Raw genomic sequence first — 25,327 nt, forward strand, 5'->3', positions numbered from 1 at the left:
CGCCGAAAACAGCTTGTTTTGCCGCTGGCGACAAATGCTGTTGACCGTCACGACTGGGTTCGCTAGCATGAATGTAAGCGCTTTCATTTTATATCACCGCTTCGGGTGCGTACGCAACCAGCCCGGTCACAAACCGCGGGCAAACGGGGCTTCAGAGCAACCACTTGATTAACGACGGCTGACGCATCGCGTCGAGCGCGGAGGGCAGAGAATTGAGTCATCGCGGCATTACCTTACCGGCGGATTCGCGTCTGACCCGCAACGACTTCGTGTTTGGCGTCGCGACCTCATCGTTTCAGATCGAGGGTGCCGCCGAGCAGCGCTTGCCTTGCATCTGGGACTCGTTTTGCCGCCAGCCCGGCGCCATCAAGGATGGCTCCGACGGTCTGGTCGCCTGCGACCACGTCAACCGTTGGCGCGAGGATTTGGAGCTGATTGATTCGCTGGGCGTCGATGCCTACCGTTTCTCGGTGTCCTGGCCGCGCGTCATCAATGAAGACGGCTCGATTCGCCAGCAGGGAATGGATTTTTATCAGCGCTTGGTCGATGCCTTGCTGGAAAAAGGTCTGCAGCCTTTCGTCACGCTCTATCACTGGGATTTACCGCAGTATCTGGCGGACAAGGGCGGCTGGCTCAATCGCGACACCGCGTACCGTTTTCAGGATTACGCTGATATGTTCAGCCGCACTCTCGGCGAGCGCGTGCATTCCTATGCGACGTTGAACGAGCCGTATTGCAGCGCTTATCTAGGCTACGAACTTGGCATTCATGCGCCCGGCATGAAAAAGCGCGCGTTCGCTTTGCAAGCCGCGCATCATCTTTTGTTGGCGCATGGTTTGGGCATGCAGGTTTTGCAACAAAACGCGCCGAAGGCGCTGAACGGCATTGTCATCAATCTGAGCCCTTGTCACAGCGCCACGGACCGCGCCGAAGATGTGCAGGCAGCGAAAGATGCCGACCAGTATTTCAATCGCTGGTATCTCGACCCGGTGCTATCCGGCCGCTATCCGGAGCTAATGCAACGCCTGCCGGCAGAAGACTTGCCAACGATGCAAGACGGCGACCTGAAACAAATCGCACAGCCGCTCGATTTTCTTGGCGTGAACTATTACACCCGCGGCGTGTATTATCGCGGCGACAGTGATTATTTCTCCGCCGTCGAGCCGCGCTATGTGCCGTTGACCGATATGGGCTGGGAGATCTATCCAGAAGGATTGACGGAAATTTTGCTCGATATACATCAGCGCTACCGTTTGCCACCGGTCTACATTACCGAGAATGGTGCCGCGCTGCCAGAACAAATCGATAACCAAAAAGTGCTCGACAGCAGCCGCATTGATTACTTCGATCGGCACTTGCATGCGCTGCACGAGGCGATAGAGAAGGGCGTCGATGTGCGCGGGTATTTTGCCTGGAGCCTGATGGATAATTTTGAATGGGCAGAAGGCTATGAACGCCGTTTCGGTATTGTTCATGTCGATTTTGAAACGCAAGCCCGAACCCTGAAATCCAGTGCGCTGGCCTGGCGTCATATGTTGCAGCGGCGGCGCGCCGCCAATCGGCGCTGAGCACGGAGAGAGCAGAATATGTTGAGCGTGCGTGAGAAAATTGCCTATGGCCTTGGTGACACTGCCAGCAACATCGTGTTCCAGTCGGTCATGTTGTTTCTATCGTTTTTTTACACCGATATTTTTGGTATTTCACCTGCCGTTGTCGGTACTTTGTTTTTGGCGGTGCGCTTGCTCGATGCAGTGACCGACCCGTTGATGGGCGCACTGACCGATCGCACCAATACCCGCTACGGCAAATTCCGTCCGTATTTGCTGTGGATGGCGATTCCGTTTGGTGTGATCAGCGTACTGGCATTTACTACGCCAGATTTTTCCGAGCAGGGCAAAGTCATTTATGCGCTGCTGACCTATGGTTTGCTGATGCTGGCTTACACCGCGATCAATATTCCCTATTCAGCGCTAGGCGGTGTGCTGACGGCAGACCCGAAAGAGCGGGTGTCGGTGCAGTCGTATCGCTTTGTGTTTGGCATGCTCGGCGGTTTGCTGGTGACGGCACTGACCTTGCCGCTGGTGGAGTTTTTCGGCCAGGGCGATAAAGCCAAAGGTTATCAACTGACCATCGCCGCGTTGAGTGCGCTCGGCGTGCTGATGTTTTTTGTTTGCTTTGCCGGAACGAAAGAGCGGGTGTTTCCGCCTGCATCGCAGCAAAGCAGTTTCGGCAATGATCTGCGTTCTTTGTGGCAGAACGATCAATGGCGAGTGCTGAGCCTGGCGGCGCTGTTTGTTTTGGTCGGCATTGTCATGCGCAACACACTGGCGATTTACTACGTCAAGGATTATCTCGGCCGCGAAGATTTGATTACCTGGTTCGTCACGCTTGGCATGATCGGTAATATTCTCGGCTGTGCCGTCGCGCAGCCACTGGTCCGTTACGTCTGCAAAGTCAAAGCCTATATTTTTCTGCAACTGGCCTCGGCAAGCCTTTGTGTGCTGAGCTTTTTCATTCCGGCCGATCAATTGGTGCTGGCCTTCGCGATTTATATTCTCTGGGGATTTCTGTTGCAGATGGCGACGCCGCTGCTGTGGTCAAAAATGGCCGATGTCGTCGATTATGGCCAGTGGAAATCCGGTGTGCGCATTACCGGCATGACGTTTTCGTCGGTGGTGTTCTGTATCAAGATGGGCTTGGCGCTTGGTGGCGCCATTGCCGGTTGGTTACTCGCTGCTTACGGTTATCAGGCCGGTATTGCCCAAACTGCCGCAACGCAGCAGGGCATATTGTTGTCGTTTACCCTGTTTCCGGCGCTGGCGTTTGTGTTGGTGGCGCTGATCATGAAGCGTTATCGGCTCAATGATGCCCGCTTGGCCGAGATTCAGCAGAGCTTGAAACCGGCGGTCGCGCCCGGCTGAGAATATCCTCGCACCTGATGCAATCGGGCTTTCCTGAACGGCTGTGCGTTCGGTATCCTGTCGGCTGGTTTTCGTTACGCGATTATTCATGGCAACGATCTACGAAGTTTCTGAACGCGCCGGTGTGTCTTTGGCTACCGTTTCACGGGTGATCAACGGCACCGCCAAAGTCAGCGAAAAAACCCGGCAGCGCGTCATGGCGGCGATGAAGGCCCTGAACTACCGGCCGAACTCCGCCGCGCAATCACTGGCCTCAAACTGCTACAACAGCGTCGGCATGCTGGTGTCGGAAGTGCACGGCCCGTTTTTCGGCGAAATGATGAGCGGCGTCGAAACGGTGCTACGCGCTGCCCACAAGCACGTGATCATCGCGGCTGGCCACAGTGATGAGCAAAGCGAAAAAGAGGCGATCGAGTTTTTGCGCGGCCGCAGTTGTGATGCGCTGATACTGCATGCTGATGCCGTCTCCGACCAGTACCTGATTGATTTAGCGAAAGAAGATGATGCGTTCGTCGTCATGAACCGTCATATCGATGCCATCGCTGATCAATGTATCAGTCTCGATAATCGCCACGGTGGCTACCTGGCCACAAAAGCATTGTTGGAGCAGGGGCATCGCAAGATTGCCTATATCGCCGGCCCGTTGAAGAAAACGGATGCCAAGGAGCGCTTGCAAGGGCACAAGAAAGCGCTGCGTGAATTTGACGTGGCCTTTGACGCAGCGCTGATGCGCGAAGGTGACTTCGAAAGCGCCAGTGGTGCGCAAGCGATGAGTGAATTGCTGAAAGCCGGCAAGAAATTTACTGCGGTGGTTTGCGGCAACGATGAAATGGCCTGCGGCGCGATGAACACGGCGCGCGATGCTGGTTTGCAGTTGCCGGAAGACTTGTCGATTATCGGCTTCGATAACGTCATCATGTCACGTTACACGTTTCCGCATTTGAGTACGATTGATTATCCGATCGGTGAGATGGGCCGTATGGCAGCCAAATGGGTGCTGAAGAATATTTATCAGCAGGATGACATCGACATCATCCATCACTTTGAGCCAAGCCTGATTCTGCGCGACTCGGTGAAAGCAAAATAATCAGCTTACACGCAAAAAAAGGCCTGGTTTTCGCCAGGCCTTTTTTACTCGTGCAATCAAGGCGTACCGTTGTAAATGTACTCGGTCCAACTGGTGTCGTAAGCTCCGCCCGACGGATTACCTATCGTAAAGAAATACTGTATCCGCGTGCCGGCACTCAAACCGGTTACTGGGTAAAGGTGGTTGCTACCATTCGGTGTCATGCGTAGGTTCAGTTGCGCACCGTTATTGATGCGGTAATGTACATCCGCCCATGGCGCATTGTTAACGTGGAACTGTACGCCGTTGCTGATTGGCATGATCCCGTATGGTGTCGGTGGAGGATTCGGATCCGGGTCGGGTACGTCACCGGTAACGGTTACTGTTTGCCATGGTGTATCGGTGGCTCCGCCCTCAGGATTGCCAATGGTGAAGAAGAATTTGACGACCGCACCGGCGGCAAGTTGATTGACAATCAGCTGATGATCATCGCCATTTACCTGCATGCGTAAGTTTTGTTGTGCGCCATTGTTAACGATGTAATGAACATCAGCCCACGGCGCATCGTTGACATAAAAGCGCAAACCATTGCCGATTTGTTCGGCTCCATATGGTGTGCTCGGCGGTGGTGGAGGAGGTGGCGGAGGTGGCGGAGGCGGTGGTGTACTGCCATCACAGCGACCATCGCTGGCAAATTGCTTGGCCGGCACATTCAAGGTTTTGCCGTCACTGAACTGCACGGCTTTTGTGCTGGTTCCGGCGTTGTAGGCAACATGATTGACTTGGCCATTGCCGCATTGAAACACCGCGTACAGCGTCGTGTTGGCGGTGATATCAAACCGTGGCCGGCCGAGTTCTGCTAGTGCCGCCAGCCAATGGTAAGTGCCGCTGCGGGTTTCACCTCGTTCCGGCACAATACTGGCGCTCCATTGTGACAGCGCGCTTGGCGCATCCGCCAATGCCAGATACTTCAAATAGATATCTCGCCAAATCGTGCGCGGTGCGTTCGGATTTGGATGCGCATCATATTCCTGGTAGGCCCGATCATAGTTTTGCTGGACGTAATCCGGGCGGGTACCGAGATATAGCGATGAACCGGTGATAGGCAGCCAGTTGATGCCATGCACTTGCAGCGGATCATCGGTCCACCATGTGCTGTGCACGTATTTACCGCCCCAGACCATGCTGGTTTCCAGTGCCGGATACTGTGGGTCAAAAACCAGATCATATAAGTCAAACCAGTAATGATTGATGGCCTGAATTTCAGTCGTGTATAGGTAAATACCGGTATCGCGCATCGCCTGATTGCCGGTCAGCTCGCCCCAGAGAATCATTGAGGCCCAGGCGTTGATCGATTCCGACGATGACTCCTGATTGTTGCCATCAACGAAAGGCACGGTGCCGGAAGCCCAGCTATGGCCTTCATAGGCATCAAAGTTTCTTAGAAACGGAAAACGCGAATCGTTGCGATCAAAGTTGGCGAAATCCTTGATCAACAACTCCACCATGCCACCCCATTGATCGGCGAGGGCGAAATTGCTGTCGCGAAGCGCCAACTGCGCGGCAGCGTAGACCCAGTAACCATAGTGGAAATGGTGGTCATTGAGTTCACCGCTCGAACCAAACTCGTCCTGCCCATTCTGGAAACCAATCAGCGTGCCGTAAGGAGCGTGATAATAAAAATACTCGACTCCTCCGTATGGATTGGCGCCATCGTTGGAGCGCAACCAACTGGAAAAAACGCCACGCAAGGCATTGTCGAATGTGTTGGCCGCATTGGCACGATCATGATGAGTGGCAAGCGTCATCAACTGCGATATTTTGCCGATATCCTTGCCTTGCCAGTAAGTGCCGCCGCCACCAAACTGCTGATCAATCGCCGCCAGATCGGCGTCGATCATCGATTGCAATTGGCCGTGGTGGGCCGTGTTCTGTAGCGGCGGCAATGTTGGTAATAGACCTGTGAATCGGTATCTGGTCTGGAACTGACTGCCGGCTTTCAATTTCAGCTCACCGCGCACCGTGGCAAAACTGAATGGCAGCGTGGTGCCGAGTATCGGGTTGTCGTGCCACTGATGCGGATAGAGGCCGAATATCGTGCCGGCGCCATTGCCTTGCATTGCTTCGGTGTCGGCGGTGAACGTTGTCGTCACTTCACTTTGCTGCGGATCATATGCCCAATCGACTTTGGTATCCGTGACAAAGTGAAAGGCATGCTCGGCTAAGGTTTCGATCGCGGCGTTGCTTTGCTCCGGCAACGCGGCAATGGTGAAAAAGCGTGAATTGGCCGGCAGCGAAACGTGTAACACCGCGCTCGGATAACCGCTGACTTGACTGCCATTTGGTAAGAACAAGACATACGGTCTTGCGTTGACAGTAAACGCCAGAGTCATACCGTCATTACTTTGTTGGAAGTGCTGATGCGTTCCGATTAGGTGAAGTTCAACATTTCCGCCGCCATTGACACGGTAAAAACTGTAGGGACTGCCTTTGACGATGGTTGCTGCCATCGATTGATTGCCATTTCCGAGAACCAGATCCATCGACCAGTCACCGACTTTCGCGACCCGGGCATCATGTATCGCGAAACCAAGCGGTTTGACGCGAATGGCGGCCTGATGCTGGTAAACAATGTCGCGATCGCCATCTGGCTGTGGCACGACGACTTTATTCGGTAAGCCGAGTTCCAGTCCTTCGGCACTGGCGCGATAGACTAGCGGGTGGGCATGCAGCGGTTCTGACCATTGCCGAAAAAATGCCGAGGAATTCCAATCATTGGTGGGTATGGGACCGGAAAAATTGCTGGTGGTGTATACCGTTTGTGGCGGTAACGGTTCGTTGCCAGCTTTCAGGGTATTGCTGTAACTGCCCAGGCCTACCGCAATATCGGCTGCTGATGCACTCAGACTAAGCCAAGCGGCTGCGAGCGCGCCGTAAAGCAGTTTTCGCCGCGACGATGCGGCTGCTAAAAACGATGGCATATCAATCCTCCGTAATAATGTTTTCGTGCGCGTAGCGATCACGAGCGCCAACACGCATCCCAATCTCTTGGCGCTAACAGCAACATCCCTGCATCAAGCGGCCGGAACGACTCCGATAAAGGCATGAAAAAGGCGGCCATCACGTTTGCCGTGGCATTCAAGCGAATTCGCCACGACAAGGCGTATGGCCTAACGGGAGCACGATAATGATTCGGATGCGCAGACGGGACGGAGCAGATCGCTCCACTCCGTCCACCACACAACACGCATTCTTTCCCCCCGAAAAAAACGCGACCGCTGCGGTTGTCTGGCAAAACAGCGCGTGCTTCACGTCACGAACAACAAAGCACGCCAATTCACTCGGGATGTGGGAGCTTGCAAGATCCATTTCCCACTGGAGGCACGATAGAAATTATCAATGTAAGCGCTTTCAGTCAATGGCTCGTAAACGGTTTTTCTGGAGTTTTTGTGATGCAGTGCGAAAGATTCTCTGCAGCATCTTTTTGATGCTCTAAAGGGCAAAGAATGAGGGCGTATTTGCGGTGCTTATAGATGCTTTGTGAGCGCGACAACGCTATGGAGCATTGTGTGAAAGAAACCGTAATAGCGCTGCTTGCTCGCCCAGATGCCAAGTACCTATCTGAAGGTTTTCATCATGCCGCGACCTTGCTTGATCGCGGTGCCTTTTCTTCTCGCGCCAACGGGCGCGTGCTTAAGTGACTATCGGTTGCCGGGGCAGTACTGATTCAAGTATTCCTGATGCGAGGGCAGACGCTCGACGGTTTTATCAATCGATGACCTGATATGCTCCAGGAATGCCTTCAGTTCACCGTCTGGCATCGTGTTGACGATTGGGTGATATTGCTCTGGCATCACACCTTGGCCAATCATCACTTGCTGCCAGGAATCATCAAACAATTCATTGCCATCACGGAAAACCCGGCCAGTTTCCTTGAACAGCTGAATTCGGTGGGCCAATGAATCCGGCACCTTCATCTGCCGGCAGTAATTCCAGAATGGGCTGTCATCGCGTTCCGTGGCGTGGTAGTGCAGGATGATAAAGTCACGGATATGTTCAACATCAAAATCCGTTTGCTTGTTGTATTCATCTATATCCACCTGGCGCACACCATGATGCGGGAACATGCGCAGCAAGCGGACAATCCCTTGTTGAATCAAGTGAATGCTGGTGGATTCCAATGGTTCAAGAAAACCACTGGCCAGCCCTAGCGCTACGCAGTTTTTATTCCATTGCTTCAACCGACGGCCGGTTTTGAACTTGATCACCCGCGGCTCGGTCAGCACTTTGCCCTCAATGTTTCTTGCCAACAGTGCTTTCGCTTGCTCGTCACCAAGATACTTGCTGCAGAACACCAGCCCGTTGCCAACGCGATGTTGCAGCGGAATGCGCCACTGCCAACCCGCATCATGGGCAATGGAGCGAGTAAAGGGCAGAGGAGGAGCAACCGATTCGGTTTGCACCGCCACGGCGCTATCACATGGCAGCCAGTGCGACCAATCCTCGTAACCGGTGTGCAGCGCTTGCTCAATCAATAAGCCTCGAAAGCCGGTGCAGTCGATAAAAAAGTCGCCCTCTATTGTTCGATCATCATTCAAGCTCAGAGAACGAATAAAACCGCTTTCGTTATCGGTATTGACGCGCTGGATCTTTCCTTCAATGCGTTCCACACCAAGCGGTAACGAAAGCTGTTTCAAAAATTGGGCGTATTGGGTGGCATCCATATGGAACGCATAGTTCAGACCGTTTTTGGGCAGGTGAGCAAATCGATGTGCTTCGGCAGCGCGGCGTTCCAGGCAGTAGTCACCAAAGTCAGCGCTGAAGCCTTTTTCCAAGCCTTTCAACCAGAAATGCTGAAAGCCGGCTGCCCAGCAATCCTTGCCTGTGACGCCAAAGGCATGGATATAACGATGGTCCAGTTTGCGCCAGTTTTCGAACTGAATACCGAGTTTGAAGGTGCCTTGCGTGGCCGACATGAATGCCTGCTCATTAATGCCAAGCAGTTGATGAAAAAACACCAGCGAGGGAATGGTCGCCTCACCAACACCGACGGTGCCAATTTCATCGGACTCAATCAAGGTTACCGACAGGGTTTTCCCCAACAGCTTCACGAGTGCGGCGGCGGCCATCCAGCCTGCGGTGCCACCACCGGCAATGACAATTTTCTTGATTGGTGTGGTTGTGGTCATGATTGGTGTTATCTCGGTTAGCGATTCAGTCGGTTCAGTAGTTGGCTGCGTAATTGTCGTGCGCTGTTGTCATCCAGCGCTTGCAGAACACCGCGAGCCGACTCAGGAATATGCTGATGCTGAGCACTTTGGTCAGCAAAAACATAATGTTCGAATTGCGCTCTCCATGCATCGCGCTGTGCTGCCGGCAACTCGCGTATCGCGAGCATGGCATGCAGCAGTGCATTGATCGGTGGCCCCATCCAGGCAGGCGTATTTCGCCACCAATAATTGACCAGCACATTGAACGCATCCAAGCCTTCGACGTGATGCCACCACATGCTGGGAATAAATAGCGCATCGCCGGGTGCCAAGGTCGCGGTCATCGCCTGTTCAAGCGCGTACTTGAACTTTGGAAATCGTTCTTCATCCGGATGGTGAAAATCCACAAGGCTGATGGCTTGACCTGCTGGTGTTAGATCCAGTGGACCAATGTAAAGATTGGCAATCTGTTCCGGCGGGAATAGCGTGAAGCGACGCGTGCCGGCGACGACGCATGCCAGATTATCCGGCACATCATAGTGGGCGGCGATTCGGCTTTGGTTGCCGAGCCAGATGCTGGCCAGCGCTTCCGGCTGGCCAAAGTCCAACGGGTTGTGGGCAAGAAAGCCAGGCAGACAGCGTTCAATCGTCGTTGAACCGACATAAATCCCTGGAGCGTCGGTATTGCTTGCCTGTTGCAGTTCATCAAGCAGCGAATCCAGTCGCTCTCTGGATTGCGCATAGTTGAAGCCGCTCAAATTCTCGTTATAAAAATAACGACCTTTCTGACTGGCATCCGCGCGAAATACCGTGACCGTTGAGTCTTGATAGAACTGACGCAAATACGCGCAAGCTTCCGTAACCGATGCACTACGCTGTACCGCGGGCCAGTGTTTGATCAAGCCTCGCATTACCAATGGCGTGTTGTGTTGTCGCAATAGCTCCGGGATGTGCTCCGGCGATGACGGCCTCAGCTCCGGAACGGTTCGCGATATGGCAATCATGTTGCTATTGCTGTTGTTTACGCCGAACCAGCGCATTGAGTCGCCCCAGCGATAGCTGGCAACAGTAAATCCACGCCAGGAATCCCTTCCGATGTAGCGCTACTATCGCTTGGTCATTCAAGTTGGCCAGCGCTTTTTCATTGATGGTGTGAAAGCCCGACAAGCGATGATGCCGGTTCTTACCGAGCTCGATATCGAGCACTATCGGCTCCAGTAAATCATGCTGCTTCAGCGCATCGGTAAAGGCTTTACTGTCCGGCTGGCTGAAATGGATGGCTTTCAGCACCGAGGCAATTTGCTCAATAAATTCGCTGTTACCGCCGTGGGGGAGGAAAATGGCTTGGCCTTCCGTTTCACTGACGCGGGGGCTATCAAGGTCGATGTGAATGACCAATTGTGATTCACCATCTTTTGTCGATGATTGCTGACCGATCAGAAACGGATCACGCTGCATCAGTAGCGGAATATAACTGGCTTGCCATTGCTCATTGGCCAAGAACAAATTCTCGTTCTGCTCCAGACCAAACAGTGCCACCGGATGAACCTCAGCGGTTTCTGCATTGCGATGAAAGACGATTGGGTATTCTTCCTGTAGCGCCTGAAACTCAACCGGATAAACCACACAGCACATGACATTGTCGCCGAATGCCGCCGAGCGGCTTGTGTTAATGCGTAATGCCTTGTGGTCAATATTATTTAGTAATACGTGACGACTCATGTGATGCCTTGTAAACGTTGGGGGTCGGTTGCGTGATGATGGATATGTGCCAACAGTTCACGGTTGCTGGGCAGATACTGCAGTTGCTTTTGGCCAAGTTCAAGGGTTTGTTTCAAGTATTGCTCGGCCAGTGAGCGTTGCATCGTTTGGTTTGGCACCGGCGTATTGGCGTGAACGCCCATGCCATACAAAATGTACTGGTAACTTGCTGCGGGGAACACTTCCTCTGCATGAGGAAAGTCGAAACGGGAAGGGGTGTTGTGTTGCCAAAGCAGCAGGTTTTCGCGTAAAGCTTCTGGAATTGAATCTGGCATCTGGTGTGCCAGCCAGTAGTCATGGTCGCGGCGTTGGCTGGCCACATAATGCAGCTTTAAAAATTCAGTAATTCGCTGCCATCGATATTGGAATACTTCATTGAAACGTTTGGCAACGATGTTCATCTGTTCGCGAGTGCGTGGCAGTTGTTGGCTCAGGTAGCTTGCCGACAATTCAATCAGTACCAGCGCCGATGCTTCCAAGGGTTCGATAAAGCCTGCTGAGGTGCCGATGGCAATACAGTTTCTATGCCAGAACTTTGTGCGGTAACCGGGGTTAAAACTGATCTTGCGCGGGGTAATGGATTCAGGGTCGCTGCCAGCGAAATGTTTACGGATATAGTCTTGCAGGCCTGCAGCCGCTTGTTCGTCGCTCAAGTGTTCACTGGCATATACGTAGCCCAAGCCACGACGTGTCGGTAACGCGATATCCCAGATCCAGCCAGCAGCTTGAGCAGTGGAAATGGTTGCCGATGCCAGCGACGAATTTTCCGTGTCATGAGTTTGCTGCCAAACCATCGCGGAATCGTTGAACAGTACATGGCGCAAATCGTGAAATGGAATGTGATAGTGCTGATGAATCAGCTGCGCCTGAAATCCGGAGCAATCAATGAACAAGTCGCCAATTATCGGCTCGCCAAGGGTTTGCAGCGCGGTGATATGCTCCTGTTCATCAACGGTGACACCCGTGACATGGGCGTAGTGGTGATGCACGCCGAGCTTTTCCGTGCAATGCCGCCGCAGGAAATCCGCGAACTTCACTGCATCGAGGTGATAACCGTAATTGACGACGCCGGCGAACTCAGGCGTTTGGGGTTGCTTGGGTGCTCGAAATTGCTGGCACAGCAAGGGTTGGGTGCTGACCGCTTCGGCAAACGATAGCTTGTCCGCGAGCATCGGCCAGTAGCGCGTCGGGAGCCCGTCGAAATGCCCTTGCGGTAAAGAAAAGGGATGAAAATAGCAATCCTTGTCGTCGCCGTTTACCCAGGATTGAAACTGTGTTCCCTGTTTGAAAGAGGCGTCGCACTCGCGGATAAAAGCCGTTTCTGACACGCCCATTTTTCGCAGCGTATCGCGCATCGTCGGCCACGTGCCTTCACCAACGCCGAGAATCTTGACGTCTGGCGACTCAACAAGCGTGATTCGAATAGCTGGATTGAGTTGGTGCTGCGCGGCCAGAATGCCTGCCGTCAACCAACCGGCCGCGCCGCCACCGAGGATGATGATCTGTTGGATTTCGCCTTGCATATCGGCTCCAGTTGCTCTTGGCGCACTATGACATAGAAGTGCTGAAATATACGACTGCCAATGAATGCTGCAAGCCTGTTTGTGAATCGGAGCAAAGATTAGAAGCCATCTCAAAAATGTCTGGAGCTCGACGATCTGCGCGAATGCGGTGCTCGGCATCCTCATTTACTACCTGTAAACTGCGGTTCCTGTGCTCCTATTCACGCACCTCGCCATCGCCCAGACTATTTTTGAGATGGCTTCTAAAAAACACCGACGTATCAAAAACGATGCGTCGGTGTCTGCCAGCGCCCTCAGAAGTTGTAGCGTAAACCAATGTTGTAACGTGGAGCCTGCTCAATAATGGCGACCACCATGTTTTCGTGACGGCCGTGCAAGCGTCGATACTCATTGGTGACGTTGATGCCTTCGACGAAGAACGTCAGATTATCGGTATAGGCGTAGCTGGCGTTGATGTCCCATTGACCATAAGCCTCTACGTATACCGGGTTGCGTTCGCCGTTGCCGTCAAAGGTGGCGGTCAGGAATTCATCACGCCAGTTGTAAGCAACACGTACTTGAAGGCCATCTTGATCATAGAAACCAACAATATTGAAGGTGTCGCTGAGTCCAAAGAGCGCGAACTGGTTTTCGGCGTCAGGGCCTTTGTTGGTGTTGTAGTCATCGTAGCCAATGTCGCCATCAACAATGGTGTAGTTGACGATGGTGCCGAAACCGCTATCACCGAAAATATGTTGAACGGCAAACTCAAAGCCATCCACTTCCGCATTCTTTTCGTTGACCGGTTGAATAATCGTGAACACCGCTGCAGCATCTTCGCCGGCGATACCAACGATGTTGCCGTTACTGTCCACCCAACCTTGGTCGACGAAGTATTGGCGAACGGCGGCGTTATCCGTACCAACTGCGGCAACCGCTTGTTGGTAGCGCGGCCCTTGTGCAGGGTGGGGCAGGTTGAATGTTGTTTCCTGGAACGAATCGGAGCCAATGAAGTTGTCCACTTTCTTCAGGAAGTAGCCCGCTGCAACATAGCTTCCTTCACCGTAATACCATTCGGCAGAGAAATCGTAGTTACGTGACTCAAATGGCAACAAGTTGGGATTGCCGCTGTTACCGGTGCCGCCAGTGATACGCAGCAACGGGTTAATGGTTTGCCCGCCCTGAATATCGGAATAACTTGGACGGGTGATGGTTTCACTGTACGAAGTGCGCAGAATAACATCGTCTACCACTTCGATATTGAAATCGAGGCTGGGTAGAACGTGATCATATTCGCCTTTCAGATTGGTGAATCCTTCGCCGGAACTTTGTGCGACGAATTCATTGTCACCGGCCCAGACAATATGATCATAAATGGGCACAAGCGCCGAGGAGTCGACCTCTGTTTCCTCGTAACGAACACCAAGTGACAAATTCCAGCGCATGTCACCCCAGTATTCGGTCAGGTTGGCTTGCAGATAGATGGCATTCTGCGTTTCGGTGGTATTGCGATCGGTGCTGTAACGCGGATCCGGGCACAAGAACGTATCGCAAGGTCCAAGATCATCGCCATTGGCTGCAGCAATCGCCGAAATCGCATCCATCAAATCCTGCATGCTGACAACGGCGTAATAGGGCTCCATGTTGGCGCTGCCGCTACCAGGCAAGTCGAAGTCCACGGCACGTAACGAGAAAATGCTGTCAGCGTAATCGGCTGGTGTGCCGTAACCTCCCCAGGTGTCACGTTGAGCATTGGAGAATGCAGAGCGGTTTTTGACGTCAATAGTGGTCAAACCGAAATCAATGCTCTTGACGACGCCCTCATCAAAAACAAAACTGCCATGCAATTGCGCCTGCTGAATATCCGAGCGCATGTAGCTGTTTCTAAAACTAGTGCCCGAGGTCATCATTCGAGCAGGATCAAGGCCATTTACGCCATCGGCATAGGTGATGTCCATGATCGGAAAATCATTGCGATAATCAACGGTCGTGCTGACGCGGTCAAATTGCACCGCAGAAACCACGTTGTTGCTACCCCAGGGGCTGTCGGGGCCTGATTCGGCGCTGGAGTCATGGTAATCGAGAGTGAACGACAGCTTGTCCGTGGCTTGCCATTGCAGATTGAAACCAACGGATTCGTTTTCGTTTTTCGTTGCCCAGTCGCCAGCGCCCAGGCCGACATCACAACAGGAATTATCGGAATAGACGATTGGGCCAACTACCGAGCCCACCGTGTTCGATCCTTGTGTCCACTCGCTGAAATTGTGCACGCCGTTGAACCAGGCGGAGAGATCGTTGCGTTGTTGTGCAACTTCCAGTTCCGAGTAGGTGTAATCCAGAGTGCCGGTCAAGGTTTCAATTGGCCTGAATTGCAAGGTCAGCTGGCCGTTGGTGCGCGTGCGCTGAATTTCATTGAAGCTATAAAGAATATTTCGCGGTACCGCATAAACATCGTTTTCCTGCGGACGATTGACTACGGTATCGTCATCCGGAAGCGAGCCCCAGTCACCATCAAAGCCTTTGATGGTGTACCAACCGCTGGAAGTTTCGGCGCTTTTGTAGCCACTGTCGCGTTCTTGCACACTGGCAGTAATGGCGATACCGAACTTGTCATCGGCAAACGTGTTGCTGTAAATGCCCGAAACTTCCGGAGTCAGCGAAGAGCCGGTTTCGGTCGATAAATCATGCACCCCCTTGACGCCGACACTGGCGTGCTGGCCAGGGTTATTGAGCGGGCGAGTGGTCAGAATATTGATTGTTGAACCGATGCCGCCGGTAGGCAATTTCGCCATACTGGTTTTATACACTTCGACACCCGCGACTGCTTCGGAGGCCAGGTTGGCGAAATCGAAAGAGCGGGACGACGAGGCGGTCGTGGCCTCGAGCGAGGAGGCCGGCATTTGCCGACCATTCAGCGTTACCACGTTGTAGTCGGGGCCAAAACCGCGGACGGTAACGCGGCTTCCTTCGCCGTTCTGGCGGTCAATGGAAACGCCCGTGATCCGTTGCAGCGATTCGGCGAGGTTGGTGTCCGGGAATTTACCAATGTCTTCGGACGTGATCGCATCAACAATACCTTGCGCGTTGCGTTTGATGTCGCGCGACTGGATCAAGCTGCCGCGAATGCCGCGTACCTCAACCACTTCCGCTTCTTCGCGGCCATCGTTGTTTGCCGTATTTTCTGTTTCTTCTTGCGCATAAACGCTGCTGGCCGCAGCACTCAAAATCAAGGTCAAGCTGGTCGCGATCTGCGTGCGCTTGAACGACTGTCGATTCATTTGTTTCCCTCCGCCCCACATAATGGATTCTGTTCGCGCTCACAGACAAATGAAAGCGCTTACATTATTTAAGCTAATCCATTGCCAGATGCATTGCAAGCAGTTTTTCCCGGCGTTTTTGCTGCGGTGCGGAAGGTTCAGGGATGCTGCAAAGCAGCAGAACGCAAACCAATGAATTATGGTGAGTTTTTAAAAGCCATTGAAATGGAAATAGCGTTTGCGTGTAGACAGAGAGTGCCGATAGGCAGCAGCAATGGCGTACAAAACTGAGCACCCATCGCTTGGATGCATGAATAGAAGGCGAGGAATCAGGGCTTCCTCGCCTTTATCGCGACTTGGTGCTATTTCGCTTGCTCAACACGAATCACCACGGCGCCCATTACATCGCCTTTTTTGAAGTCGGTCCGTGGGCTGTCTTTGTGCTCGTTGTGACATTGAACACAAGCATCGGCGATCGCGACATCGGCATACACGGCCGTAAAGTATTTTTTATCGCCGAGCATTTCTTCGGTATAGAACGGTTTCTTCGGGTTCTCCACGACGGCTTTCATGCCTTGCTTCTCCGCTTCGGTGCGCGCCGCATTTTTCTTATTGATCGCCCATTCGGAAATCAACGCGTAGGAAAAGCCGGGGTTTTTCTCATTGACGAGCTCCGCACCCATCCGAAACATCTGAGCGGGTAGGGCCAAGGCTTTTTCTTCCTGCCAGTGCTCGCTGGCCTTGATGTTTTTTTCTTCCAGCGTCAGTCGATTGACGATTTTTTGCGTGTAGATCGTGCGGTCGGCTTCCAGCACCGTATGAATGGCGTCAGTAAAGCGTTGCGGCTCGATGCCGGAAGGCTTGCTGGCCTGTTCCGAACAGCCGAGCAGAGCGGCCACGCCTATCGAAATGATCAATGGTTTTTTCATGATGCTCTCCCACAAGTTGTTGAGTGAATCAACGCACTATCCTTTAGTGCGAAGGTCGTTAGAGACTATCTCAAAAATGCCTGGAGCTCGGTGATCTGCGCGAACGCCGTGCTCGGAAAAATCCGCCAGGAGCGGATTTTCGTGAAACCCGAAGGGGACTTCACACGGAGGTGAAGTCCAAAAATCCGCCAGGAGCGGATTTTCGTGAAACCCGGAGGGTGAACCACATGGATGTGGTGAGCAATCCTCATTTACTACTTGTAAACTGCGGTTCCTCCGCTCCTATTCGCGCACCTCGCCTTCGCCCAGACTATTTTTGAGATAGCCTCTACCTAATCCGGCCTTGATGATGCGGATACTTCGTTTTGTCTCGCTCGAACGAAATCCATGCTTGAATGTGAGGCGTTGATGGCTTTGCTGAAGTTGCTATCGATCTGATCCGGATCAGCCAGCGCAGTCAATGCAAACTCAACGCCATGACAATTCATACAAACCATTTTCACCATTTTGTCGTTGGGGCGAAGGTTGGCACTATTGTTGTGTTCGACGCTAATCTTGCCTGTTGCTTTATCAACCAAGCGGGGCATATGGCAGGTGGCACAGCTGGCGCCATGGTCAGGGTTTTGCTGCCATAGTTCCGCATGTTTCGATGCGCGCCACTGCTTGCTATGTTTGTCATTGTGGCAACCTAAACACGCGTCAGCTTCAGCCTTGCGCGTGTTGTAATCATGTGCCTGATGGCAACTATGACAATTCAGGACTTTATCACTTGCATCCTGATGCATCGGCAACTTCGCCATGCTGACTTCAAGCGGCGGCAACCCCACTGCCACGCGCATTCCGTGATGCCCTTGTTGAAAGCTTTCCACTTGCCCTTCATGACAGCCCTGACAGGTTTCGATGCTAACTTGCCAGTTATCGTTATCGCGATGGCAGTCGGCGCAGTTGGCATGACCCAAGGCATGGGCAGACTTTTGCCACTGCTGATGCGCGGCGTTCATTGCCGCCGGTAAAGGCTCAGTTGCGGTCGGCATTCGATCGGCACGCAGCAGTGGTTTATGGTCAATTACTCGTGCAATTCGTGTCGTGGTTGCTAACTGTGCCGGTTCGTTCAGATGCGCGACCAGAAAATTTTCATACAGCGTTGAAGCATCATGGTAGTTGTGGCAACCGGCATTGGTGCAGGTATCGGCGGCCAGATTTCTGTGGCTTTCGCGTTCGGAAAATACTTCCTGGTGACAGGCGACGCAGTAATCGACTGGTTGTGTCACGCTCATTTTTCGGGTGAATTCCGGTTGATGTTCCTGATGGCAGTTAAGGCATTTGGTTGCATCCAAAATTGCCAGTTCGGCCGCATTGCGGGGGTCAGAAAATTTTTTCTGACCGTGGGCATCATCCATGGCTTTCAGCTCGCTGGCGTGGCAATTCTTGCATTCCTGCTCGATGCCGGCATTCCCTGCAAAGCTGTCGCCGTGGCAGCTATGGCAAGTCAGCTCAATCTGGTGATGCGCGTAGCTAAGTGGTCCAGGTTGCAGCAGACGTTTATCTTCACCGGTAAACCACTGCCAGCCAAAAATGGCAATCAAAGTACTTACTACCACAAAGGCAAATAGTGTCAGAGATTTTGTTTTCATTAAAATTAAAAGTAATAGAATTTAAGTAGATGGATAAGGAGTAATGCCGGTAATGGAAATAGCGCTGACCAGTGCACCGCACGCAACCATCGCGCTTGCTTTTGAGTGGACTCCGTGCGCGCAGCGCGCATCCAGAATATACCGGCGACGCTGCCGAGCAACATCGTCACGGCAAACAGCCAGAACAGTAATTGATTGATGCCATAACCAATGCGCCCACCGGTATGCAGATACCAGAGTGTCAGGGCCGCAATGGCTAGCAGCATGTGGACACTGACCGAACGTTTTTGTTGCGCAGAGCGCAAACGCTGAGCGCGCCGCCAATATCCCCAGACAAAACTGCTGAGTAATACCGTCAACATCAGGTAACCGCTGTACTGCCGCAGTTGGCTGCTGCGCCAGAATTGATCAATAGCGCGCCAGGGCGATTGCCACGAATCCGCGTATGGCAATGACAGATTGGTCATTGCCGCTAGCAAAAATGTGACGACAAGGATCGCGGCAGACACGGCAATGATTTGCTGGCGTGATGAAGAACGGCTGCCAAGTGCTTCAGCTACGCGCGGCGCACAGGAGCCGCAATGGGTACTGGCACCGGTGATGCGAATGATTTCTGCGGTCGGTAATTGTTGCGCACGCAAATGCTGCAGTCTTTGCTCGGTGACATTGGCGCAAAAGCAAATGACGCGATCGCAGTGAACGGTGTTTTCCGCACGCAGCCGGCCATTCTCACGGAAGAAGTCAAGGTCTGCTTCGGATAGCTCTCGGCGCGCTTCGATGGCCGCGGCGAATCCGGAAAAGTCGGTGTTGGCCTGATCAAACAATATGGCGCCGACCAGGCAATTATCCTCGACAATAAGCCGGCGATACTGGCCTCGTTCGCCAACATAAACATGACGGATGTTATCCAGCGGTTTACTGTTGCCGATTGACACCACCGTGCGCTGCCCAATTTTCAACTGAAAAATATCGCTGGCGGAGTTTGATTGCGCAGATTCGTCGCAAAGTATGCTGCTCAGCTGCTGGGCATGTTTCAGGCAGGGGCCAAGGCTACCAATGAGCGTTTGATGCTGTTCACAACATTCGCCAATCGCGTAAATGTCCGGGTCGTTGGTCTGGAACTGGTCGTTGACGACAATACCGCGTTCGGTTGCCAGGCCCGACTCCTCGGCCAAATCGATACGCGGTTTGATACCGGTGGCACTGATGATCAAATCCGCGCTCAGCGTACTTTGGTCGGCGAATTCGACTTGCAATTGATCGGTGTCACGATGCACGTGCAGCATCTGGCATCCAGTTCTTACATGAATGCCCAGCTCCAGCAAATAGGTCGTCAAATGCTTTGCCGCTGTTTCGTCGAGCTGACGGGGCAACACATGCGGAAATCGCTCCAGTATCGTCACGTGTTGGCAGAATGGTCGCACCGCGCGCGCCGATTCGATACCGAGCAAACCGCCACCGACGACCAGAATGCGTTGCGGATTCAGCGCGGCAATACGGGCGATGTCGTTCAGATCGCGAAAATCGATGATGCGATCATGGTCTTCTTGCAATAACGGCACCCGCGCCGGTGTGGAACCGGTGGCCAGGACGAGTTTGTCGTAGCGCAGGGTTTGCCCGTTTGAGAGCACAAGTGTTTTCTGCTTGCGATCGATTCGCACCGCTTGCACATTCTGCAGCGTGTGAACATTGGGCGAGCTGACAGCCTGCCAGTGACTGGCCAGTTGCTGCAGCGCTCTGCCTTCGGCAATCGAGGCACTGATTTGCGCCCGATTGTAGGGCATGAACGGCTCGCCGTTGATGACGATAACGGGTTGACCGGGCTGCAGATGATTCAGTCGTGTAACCAGTGCCTGCGCCGTCGGGCCAGCGCCAATGACCACCAACGGGTGAGTCAGGTTTTCGCTCAACGCCGCGGGTACGGCGGCATCAGGCATAAGGCTGTCCAGTTGCTCCTGCAGTAGATGCCATGCCGTTGGCGATGCCGTCGTGGCCTGTGCTGTATTCACTCGGGAATCGCGCATTGCAAATACCTCAGCCGGACTAAACTCACGCTCACGGAGCCAAAACTCAACCGTTGATCCTTTTGGTTTGCTCTTCCCGCATAACTTTGCGAAAAGTCACGAAAGCGCGTTGCTGCAATCAGCTTGTTTTTAAAAATGTATCAACGGTGCCTGTTTTGGTGTGACCCAGTCGACATTACTACAAAAAGCTACAAAGTGGTTCGGGTGTTTCGCTTACGATTCCATCAAGTGACGAGCATCACAAAACCGGATATTTGTTAGAACATTTCCGTAATTCGATGCCTCAGCACAGGAAATTTCTCAAATCGTGGCTCATCATTTCCGGGAAGGAGCTGCGCAGAGCATGTGTTCTGCGCGGACGGTGCACATGCAAGGGAGTGTGCGTCGTAGTTTGGCGTCGCTATTGCGCTGTGCACATGGGCTTCTAGTGTCGTGTAGCGGAGGTGTAATGTGGCCCGTATTTTCAATTTGTTTGGTGACAGCAAAAAAGTGCAGGAACCTGTTGAGCAGAAACCTGCTATCAGCATTCCTGATACTCGCCGGCAAGCGCCGGCACAGACGATTAGCTATGAAGCCGATTTGATTAGCCATTTGAAAGGCGATCACGTCCGGCTCGTCAATCAGTTCACTTCCCTGATGCCGGCGCTGAAAAGCGGCGACATCAAGGGCTTCAAAGCCAAACTTTCGGCATTCAAAACGGATTTTCAGGGCCATATCATCAAAGAGAACGTCAAGTTCTATGTCTATCTGGAGCAGTCGCTGGCCGGCGATGAAACCAATCTGGAATTGATGCGGGACTTTCGTCGTGAAATGAACACCATCAGTCGTGCGGTGGTGAATTTTTGCAACCGCTACGCGGAAGATTCGATGGACGCCACCGGCATTGCCAATTTTCAGCGCGAATCCAACGATATTGCCCAGGCTCTGCTGCGCCGTATCGAGCGGGAAGAACGCGATTTGTACACGCTTTACAATTGACGGGTAATCAATAAAAAACGGCAATCGAGAGATTGCCGTTTTCTTTTGTCTGCCAGAAAAGCTTACGGTTCGTAACCTAGCACAGGGCTTAACCAGCGCTCCAGCTCTTGCACTGTACAGCGTTTGCGTTCGGCCAGGCTTTCAATCTGATCTTTCTGAACCTGGCTAATCTGAAAATACTGCGATTCGGGATGAGAGAAGTACCAGCCTGCAACCGCCGCCGTCGGATACATCGCAAAATGTTCGGTCAGCTCAACACCAATTTTTTCGCTGGCGTTCAGTAGCGTAAACAGCGTGCGTTTCTCGGTGTGATCGGGGCAGGCCGGATACCCTGGTGCAGGGCGTATGCCGCGATAGCGTTCGCGGATCAAGGCTTCATTATCGAGCTGTTCATCCGGCGCATAGGCCCAGAACTCCTTGCGCACGCGTTTATGCAAGTGTTCTGCAAAGGATTCGGCCAGGCGATCCGCCAAGGCTTTCAGCATGATGCTGCTGTAATCATCGCCTTTGGCTTCAAAGGCTTTTGCGCGCTCATCCACACCGATGCCGGCAGTAACGACAAAGCCGCCGACATAATCTTCTTTGCCACTGGCTTTCGGCGCAACGAAATCAGCCAGCGATAAATGCGGCGCTTCGATACCGGCTTTCAGGTGTTGTTGCCGCAGATGATGCAACACGGCGATGGATTGTTCGCGCATTTCGTCGCGATAAACCTGGATGTCATCAGCCTGTTCGCAATTGGCCGGCCAAAAACCCAACACAGCACGCGCCTGCAGCCATTTTTCCTCGACGATTTGCTTCAGCATCGCTTTGGCATCGGCAAATAGCTGTGTTGCCGCTTCGCCAACGACGTCGTCTTCAAGAATCTGCGGATACTTTCCCGCCAAATCCCAGGTGATAAAAAACGGCGTCCAATCGATCGTCTCGATGAGTTCTTCCAGCGGGTAATCGTCGAATACCTTGATGCCGGTGAAAGTCGGTTTTGGTGGTGTGTAGTTAGCCCAGTCAAATGCCGGCTTATGAGCAGTCGCTTGCTCGTAGCTGCGCAGTGTGCCACGTACCTGCTTATTGGCGTGGCGCTCGCGCACGGCTTCGTACTCGGCTTTGACATTGGCGACAAAATCCGGTCGCTGGCTGTCAGAGAGCAGGGCGCTGGCGACGCCGACGGCTCGCGACGCATCTGGAACATAGACCACCTGATTCAATGAGTACTGCGGGTCGATTTTGACTGCTGTATGGGCTTTTGATGTCGTGGCGCCGCCAATCAGTAATGGCTTATTGATTCTTTGGCGCTGCATTTCCCGGGCGATGGTGACCATTTCATCCAGCGATGGCGTGATCAAGCCTGAGAGTCCGATCAAGTCGCAGTTCTGCTCGACGGCCACTTGCAGAATTTTCTCGCAGGGAACCATGACGCCCAGATCGATCACTTCATAGTTATTACATTGCAACACGACGGCAACAATGTTTTTGCCGATATCATGGACATCGCCTTTGACCGTGGCGATGACCATCTTGCCATTCGGTTTCGAGCTTTCGGTTTTTTCGGCTTCAATAAACGGTTGCAAATAAGCGACCGATTGTTTCATTACTCGCGCGGATTTGACCACCTGCGGCAAAAACATCTTGCCGGCACCGAACAAATCGCCAACGACATTCATGCCTGCCATCAACGGTCCTTCAATGACATCCAGCGGTCTGGCCGATTGTTGCCGCGCCTCTTCGGTGTCTTGTTCGATAAAGCTGTTGATACCCTTGACCAGTGCATGTTCCAGCCGCTTGACGACTGGCCATTGGCGCCAAGCCAAATCTTCTTTTTTCTCAGCGCTACCGCCGCCGCTGCGATACTTATCGGCGATTTCCAGTAGCGCTTCAGTGGCATGCTCATGACGATTCAGCACGACATCTTCAACACGCTGTTTCAGTTCCGGCGGCAGTTCATCATAGACAGCCAATTGGCCGGCGTTGACGATGCCCATCGTCATGCCGGCTTTGATCGCGTGATACAGGAATACTGAGTGAATCGCTTCGCGGACGGCATCATTGCCGCGAAACGAAAATGACACGTTCGATACGCCGCCGGAAACACCGGCGCCTGGAAGATTTTCTCTAATCCACTGGGTCGCGCGGATAAAGTCCTGGGCGTAGTTGTTGTGCTCTTCAATGCCGGTGGCAATAGCGAAAATATTCGGGTCGAAAATAATGTCTTCCGGCGTGAAGCTGAGCTTGTCGATCAACAGTCGATAGGAGCGCTCGCAAATCTGAATCTTGCGCTCGAACGTGTCAGCCTGGCCTTTTTCATCGAAGGCCATGATCACGACGGCGGCACCATAGCGCATGCAAAGCCGCGCTTTATCAAGAAACTCCTGTTCGCCTTCCTTCAGGCTGATTGAGTTAACTATTGCTTTGCCCTGCACGCACTTCAAGCCGGCTTCGATCACCTCCCATTTCGAAGAGTCGAGCATGATCGGCACGCGAGCGATATCCGGTTCACCAGCGATCAAATTGCAGAAGCGAACCATCGACGCTTTGGCATCGAGCATCGCTTCGTCCATGTTGATGTCGATGACTTGCGCGCCGTTTTCAACCTGGTCGAGTGCCACGCTCAATGCTTCGCTGAACTTGTCCTCAAGAATCAGTCGTTTGAAACGCGCTGATCCGGTCACGTTGCAGCGTTCGCCAACATTGACGAACAGCGAGTCGCTGCGGATATTGAATGGCTCCAAACCACTTAAGCGGGTCGCTGATGGCAGTTCCGGCAAGACACGCGGCGGATGCTTTGCCATGGCTTCGGCCAGTGCGCGAATATGTGCGGGCGTCGTGCCACAGCAACCGCCGATGATGTTGACGAAACCGCTGGCAGCAAATTCCTCGACCACTTCAACCATCTGCTCCGGTGTTTCATCGTATTCGCCAAACGCGTTCGGCAAACCGGCGTTCGGATGCGCCGAAACATGGCAGTGAGCGACGCGTGCAAGCTCTTTGACATAGGGCCGAAGTTCTTTGGCGCCGAGTGCGCAATTAAGACCGATGGAAATCGGCTTGGCGTGCATCAGCGAGTTGTAGAACGCCTCGGTGGTTTGTCCGGACAGCGTGCGACCGGAGGCGTCGGTAATCGTGCCGGAAATCATGGTCGGCAACGTAAAGCCTTCGCGCTCGAAATACTGCTGAACCGCGAACACCGCGGCTTTGGCATTCAGGGTATCGAAAATGGTTTCGATCAAAATGAAATCGGCGCCACCTTTGACCAGACCATCGGTGCTTTCCAGATAATTCTCGACCAGCTGATCAAACGTGACATTGCGTGCACCCGGATCGTTGACGTCCGGAGAAATTGAACAGGTGCGAGAAGTTGGTCCGAGCACGCCAGCGACATAACGCGGTTTGTCGGGCGTCAAAGCGCTGAACCGGTCGGCGGCGGCGCGCGCTAACTGCGCCGAAGCCAGGTTCAGTTCAAACGCCAACTGCTGCATCTGGTAATCGGCCATCGAAATGCGCGTGGCGTTGAAGCTGTTGGTTTCAATGATGTCGGCGCCGGCATCCAGATAAGCTTCATGGATGCTGCGAATCAGATCCGGCTGGGTCAGACAGAGCAGGTCATTGTTGCCGGCAACATCGAGCGGATAGTCGGCAAAACGGCTGCCACGATAGTCGGCCTCTTTCAGCTTGTGGGTCTGAATCATCGTGCCCATGGCACCGTCGAGGATCAAAATCCGTTTTCCGATGTCACGCTGAAACCGTTGCAGGCGTTTGTTGCGCGCCTCAACAATCGCGTCCTGGTGTTGGACGTCGGTGGATTGCAGCGCGGCAATGGCTTGTTCGCCGCTTTTGCTGGCGCTGCTGACTTCATGCGGATGAATGGCGCAACTATGCGCGGTGCTGGATTGGCTCACTGGGGACTACTTCTACAGACTTCTGCTCGGAACAATGGCAAGAGTAGCGTGTCGATTGTCTGCGCTCAATCGCCGGTTTGAGCGCCACTTCATTTCGGTGAAAACGTCATGAGAAATTTGCCGATATGATATTTGGTTATGCGACGAAGCCA

General features: G+C 53.2%; 15 protein-coding genes. 5 read left to right on the forward strand and 10 right to left on the reverse strand.

The genetic code is table 11. The features are described 5' to 3' along the window. Nucleotides 1-212: 212 nt before the first annotated feature. The 3 genes from E2H98_RS18510 to E2H98_RS18520 all read left to right on the forward strand — a co-directional run bounded on the left by E2H98_RS18510 (nucleotide 213) and on the right by E2H98_RS18520 (nucleotide 4,008). Entirely contained in the window at nucleotides 213-1,568 is a 1,356-nt protein-coding gene (locus tag E2H98_RS18510) for a GH1 family beta-glucosidase (RefSeq protein ID WP_198325181.1), read from the forward strand. Between the two features lie 18 nt (nucleotides 1,569-1,586). Continuing rightward, complete coding sequence (locus E2H98_RS18515; RefSeq protein ID WP_133587247.1) at nucleotides 1,587-2,921, forward strand: glycoside-pentoside-hexuronide (GPH):cation symporter; 1,335 nt, start codon at nucleotides 1,587-1,589, stop codon at nucleotides 2,919-2,921. Nucleotides 2,922-3,009: 88 nt separating this feature from the next. Beyond that, nucleotides 3,010-4,008, forward strand: coding sequence for a LacI family DNA-binding transcriptional regulator (locus tag E2H98_RS18520; protein ID WP_133587249.1), 999 nt, complete (start codon nucleotides 3,010-3,012; stop codon nucleotides 4,006-4,008). Nucleotides 4,009-4,064: 56 nt separating this feature from the next. Here E2H98_RS18520 and E2H98_RS18525 read toward each other — a convergent pair whose 3' ends face one another. Beyond that, on the reverse strand, nucleotides 4,065-6,968 hold the full coding sequence (locus E2H98_RS18525) for a glycosyl hydrolase (protein WP_133587251.1): 2,904 nt from the start codon (nucleotides 6,966-6,968) through the stop codon (nucleotides 4,065-4,067). 588 nt (nucleotides 6,969-7,556) lie between these two features. Between E2H98_RS18525 and E2H98_RS19495 the strand changes: the two genes are divergently transcribed. Continuing rightward, nucleotides 7,557-7,688 (forward strand): hypothetical protein, encoded by a 132-nt coding sequence (locus E2H98_RS19495; protein ID WP_269769305.1) that lies wholly within the window; start codon nucleotides 7,557-7,559, stop codon nucleotides 7,686-7,688. Here the strand turns inward: E2H98_RS19495 and E2H98_RS18530 are convergent, their stop codons facing one another. The 8 genes from E2H98_RS18530 to E2H98_RS18565 all read right to left on the reverse strand — a co-directional run bounded on the left by E2H98_RS18530 (nucleotide 7,689) and on the right by E2H98_RS18565 (nucleotide 20,304). Further along, nucleotides 7,689-9,176 (reverse strand): tryptophan halogenase family protein, encoded by a 1,488-nt coding sequence (locus E2H98_RS18530; protein ID WP_133587253.1) that lies wholly within the window; start codon nucleotides 9,174-9,176, stop codon nucleotides 7,689-7,691. A 17-nt stretch (nucleotides 9,177-9,193) separates the two neighbouring features. Next, nucleotides 9,194-10,201 carry a cupin-like domain-containing protein gene (locus E2H98_RS18535; protein ID WP_133587255.1) on the reverse strand — a complete coding sequence of 336 codons (1,008 nt, stop codon included), beginning with the start codon at nucleotides 10,199-10,201 and terminating at the stop codon, nucleotides 9,194-9,196. Nucleotides 10,202-10,205: 4 nt separating this feature from the next. Then, nucleotides 10,206-10,919: a SapC family protein gene (locus E2H98_RS18540; protein ID WP_133587257.1), complete on the reverse strand. Its 714-nt coding sequence runs from the start codon at nucleotides 10,917-10,919 to the stop codon at nucleotides 10,206-10,208. Continuing rightward, nucleotides 10,916-12,481 carry a tryptophan halogenase family protein gene (locus E2H98_RS18545; RefSeq protein ID WP_133587259.1) on the reverse strand — a complete coding sequence of 522 codons (1,566 nt, stop codon included), beginning with the start codon at nucleotides 12,479-12,481 and terminating at the stop codon, nucleotides 10,916-10,918. The genes E2H98_RS18540 and E2H98_RS18545 overlap by 4 nt, the downstream gene beginning before the upstream one ends. A 293-nt stretch (nucleotides 12,482-12,774) precedes the next feature. Next, nucleotides 12,775-15,738, reverse strand: a complete 2,964-nt coding sequence (locus E2H98_RS18550; protein WP_133587261.1) for a TonB-dependent receptor — start codon at nucleotides 15,736-15,738, stop codon at nucleotides 12,775-12,777. A 341-nt stretch (nucleotides 15,739-16,079) separates the two neighbouring features. Continuing rightward, nucleotides 16,080-16,646, reverse strand: a complete 567-nt coding sequence (locus tag E2H98_RS18555) for a Tll0287-like domain-containing protein (RefSeq protein ID WP_133587263.1) — start codon at nucleotides 16,644-16,646, stop codon at nucleotides 16,080-16,082. Between the two features lie 332 nt (nucleotides 16,647-16,978). Next, nucleotides 16,979-18,232 carry a cytochrome c3 family protein gene (locus tag E2H98_RS18560; RefSeq protein WP_157591465.1) on the reverse strand — a complete coding sequence of 418 codons (1,254 nt, stop codon included), beginning with the start codon at nucleotides 18,230-18,232 and terminating at the stop codon, nucleotides 16,979-16,981. A 53-nt stretch (nucleotides 18,233-18,285) separates the two neighbouring features. After that, complete coding sequence (locus E2H98_RS18565; protein WP_133587267.1) at nucleotides 18,286-20,304, reverse strand: FAD-dependent oxidoreductase; 2,019 nt, start codon at nucleotides 20,302-20,304, stop codon at nucleotides 18,286-18,288. Nucleotides 20,305-20,754: 450 nt separating this feature from the next. Between E2H98_RS18565 and E2H98_RS18570 the strand changes: the two genes are divergently transcribed. Beyond that, complete coding sequence (locus E2H98_RS18570) at nucleotides 20,755-21,282, forward strand: hemerythrin domain-containing protein (RefSeq protein WP_133587269.1); 528 nt, start codon at nucleotides 20,755-20,757, stop codon at nucleotides 21,280-21,282. A 62-nt stretch (nucleotides 21,283-21,344) separates the two neighbouring features. Here E2H98_RS18570 and metH read toward each other — a convergent pair whose 3' ends face one another. Next, entirely contained in the window at nucleotides 21,345-25,052 is a 3,708-nt protein-coding gene (gene metH / locus E2H98_RS18575; RefSeq protein ID WP_133587381.1) for a methionine synthase, read from the reverse strand. Nucleotides 25,053-25,327 lie beyond the last annotated feature (275 nt).

Origin of the sequence: Permianibacter aggregans, from assembly GCF_009756665.1 — a bacterium.
GTDB lineage: Bacteria > Pseudomonadota > Gammaproteobacteria > Enterobacterales > Permianibacteraceae > Permianibacter > Permianibacter aggregans.

What these genes read in the sequence shown, in the direction of transcription:
- E2H98_RS18550 (WP_133587261.1), bottom strand. Translation starts at nt 15,738, where the DNA reads ATGAATCGACAGTCGTTCAAGCGCACGCAGATCGCGACCAGCTTGACC.
- E2H98_RS18525 (WP_133587251.1), bottom strand. Translation starts at nt 6,968, where the DNA reads ATGCCATCGTTTTTAGCAGCCGCATCGTCGCGGCGAAAACTGCTTTAC.
- E2H98_RS18530 (WP_133587253.1), bottom strand. Translation starts at nt 9,176, where the DNA reads ATGACCACAACCACACCAATCAAGAAAATTGTCATTGCCGGTGGTGGC.
- E2H98_RS18515 (WP_133587247.1), top strand. Translation starts at nt 1,587, where the DNA reads ATGTTGAGCGTGCGTGAGAAAATTGCCTATGGCCTTGGTGACACTGCC.
- E2H98_RS18520 (WP_133587249.1), top strand. Translation starts at nt 3,010, where the DNA reads ATGGCAACGATCTACGAAGTTTCTGAACGCGCCGGTGTGTCTTTGGCT.
- E2H98_RS18555 (WP_133587263.1), bottom strand. Translation starts at nt 16,646, where the DNA reads ATGAAAAAACCATTGATCATTTCGATAGGCGTGGCCGCTCTGCTCGGC.
- E2H98_RS18535 (WP_133587255.1), bottom strand. Translation starts at nt 10,201, where the DNA reads ATGATTGCCATATCGCGAACCGTTCCGGAGCTGAGGCCGTCATCGCCG.
- E2H98_RS18545 (WP_133587259.1), bottom strand. Translation starts at nt 12,481, where the DNA reads ATGCAAGGCGAAATCCAACAGATCATCATCCTCGGTGGCGGCGCGGCC.
- E2H98_RS18565 (WP_133587267.1), bottom strand. Translation starts at nt 20,304, where the DNA reads ATGCGCGATTCCCGAGTGAATACAGCACAGGCCACGACGGCATCGCCA.
- E2H98_RS18540 (WP_133587257.1), bottom strand. Translation starts at nt 10,919, where the DNA reads ATGAGTCGTCACGTATTACTAAATAATATTGACCACAAGGCATTACGC.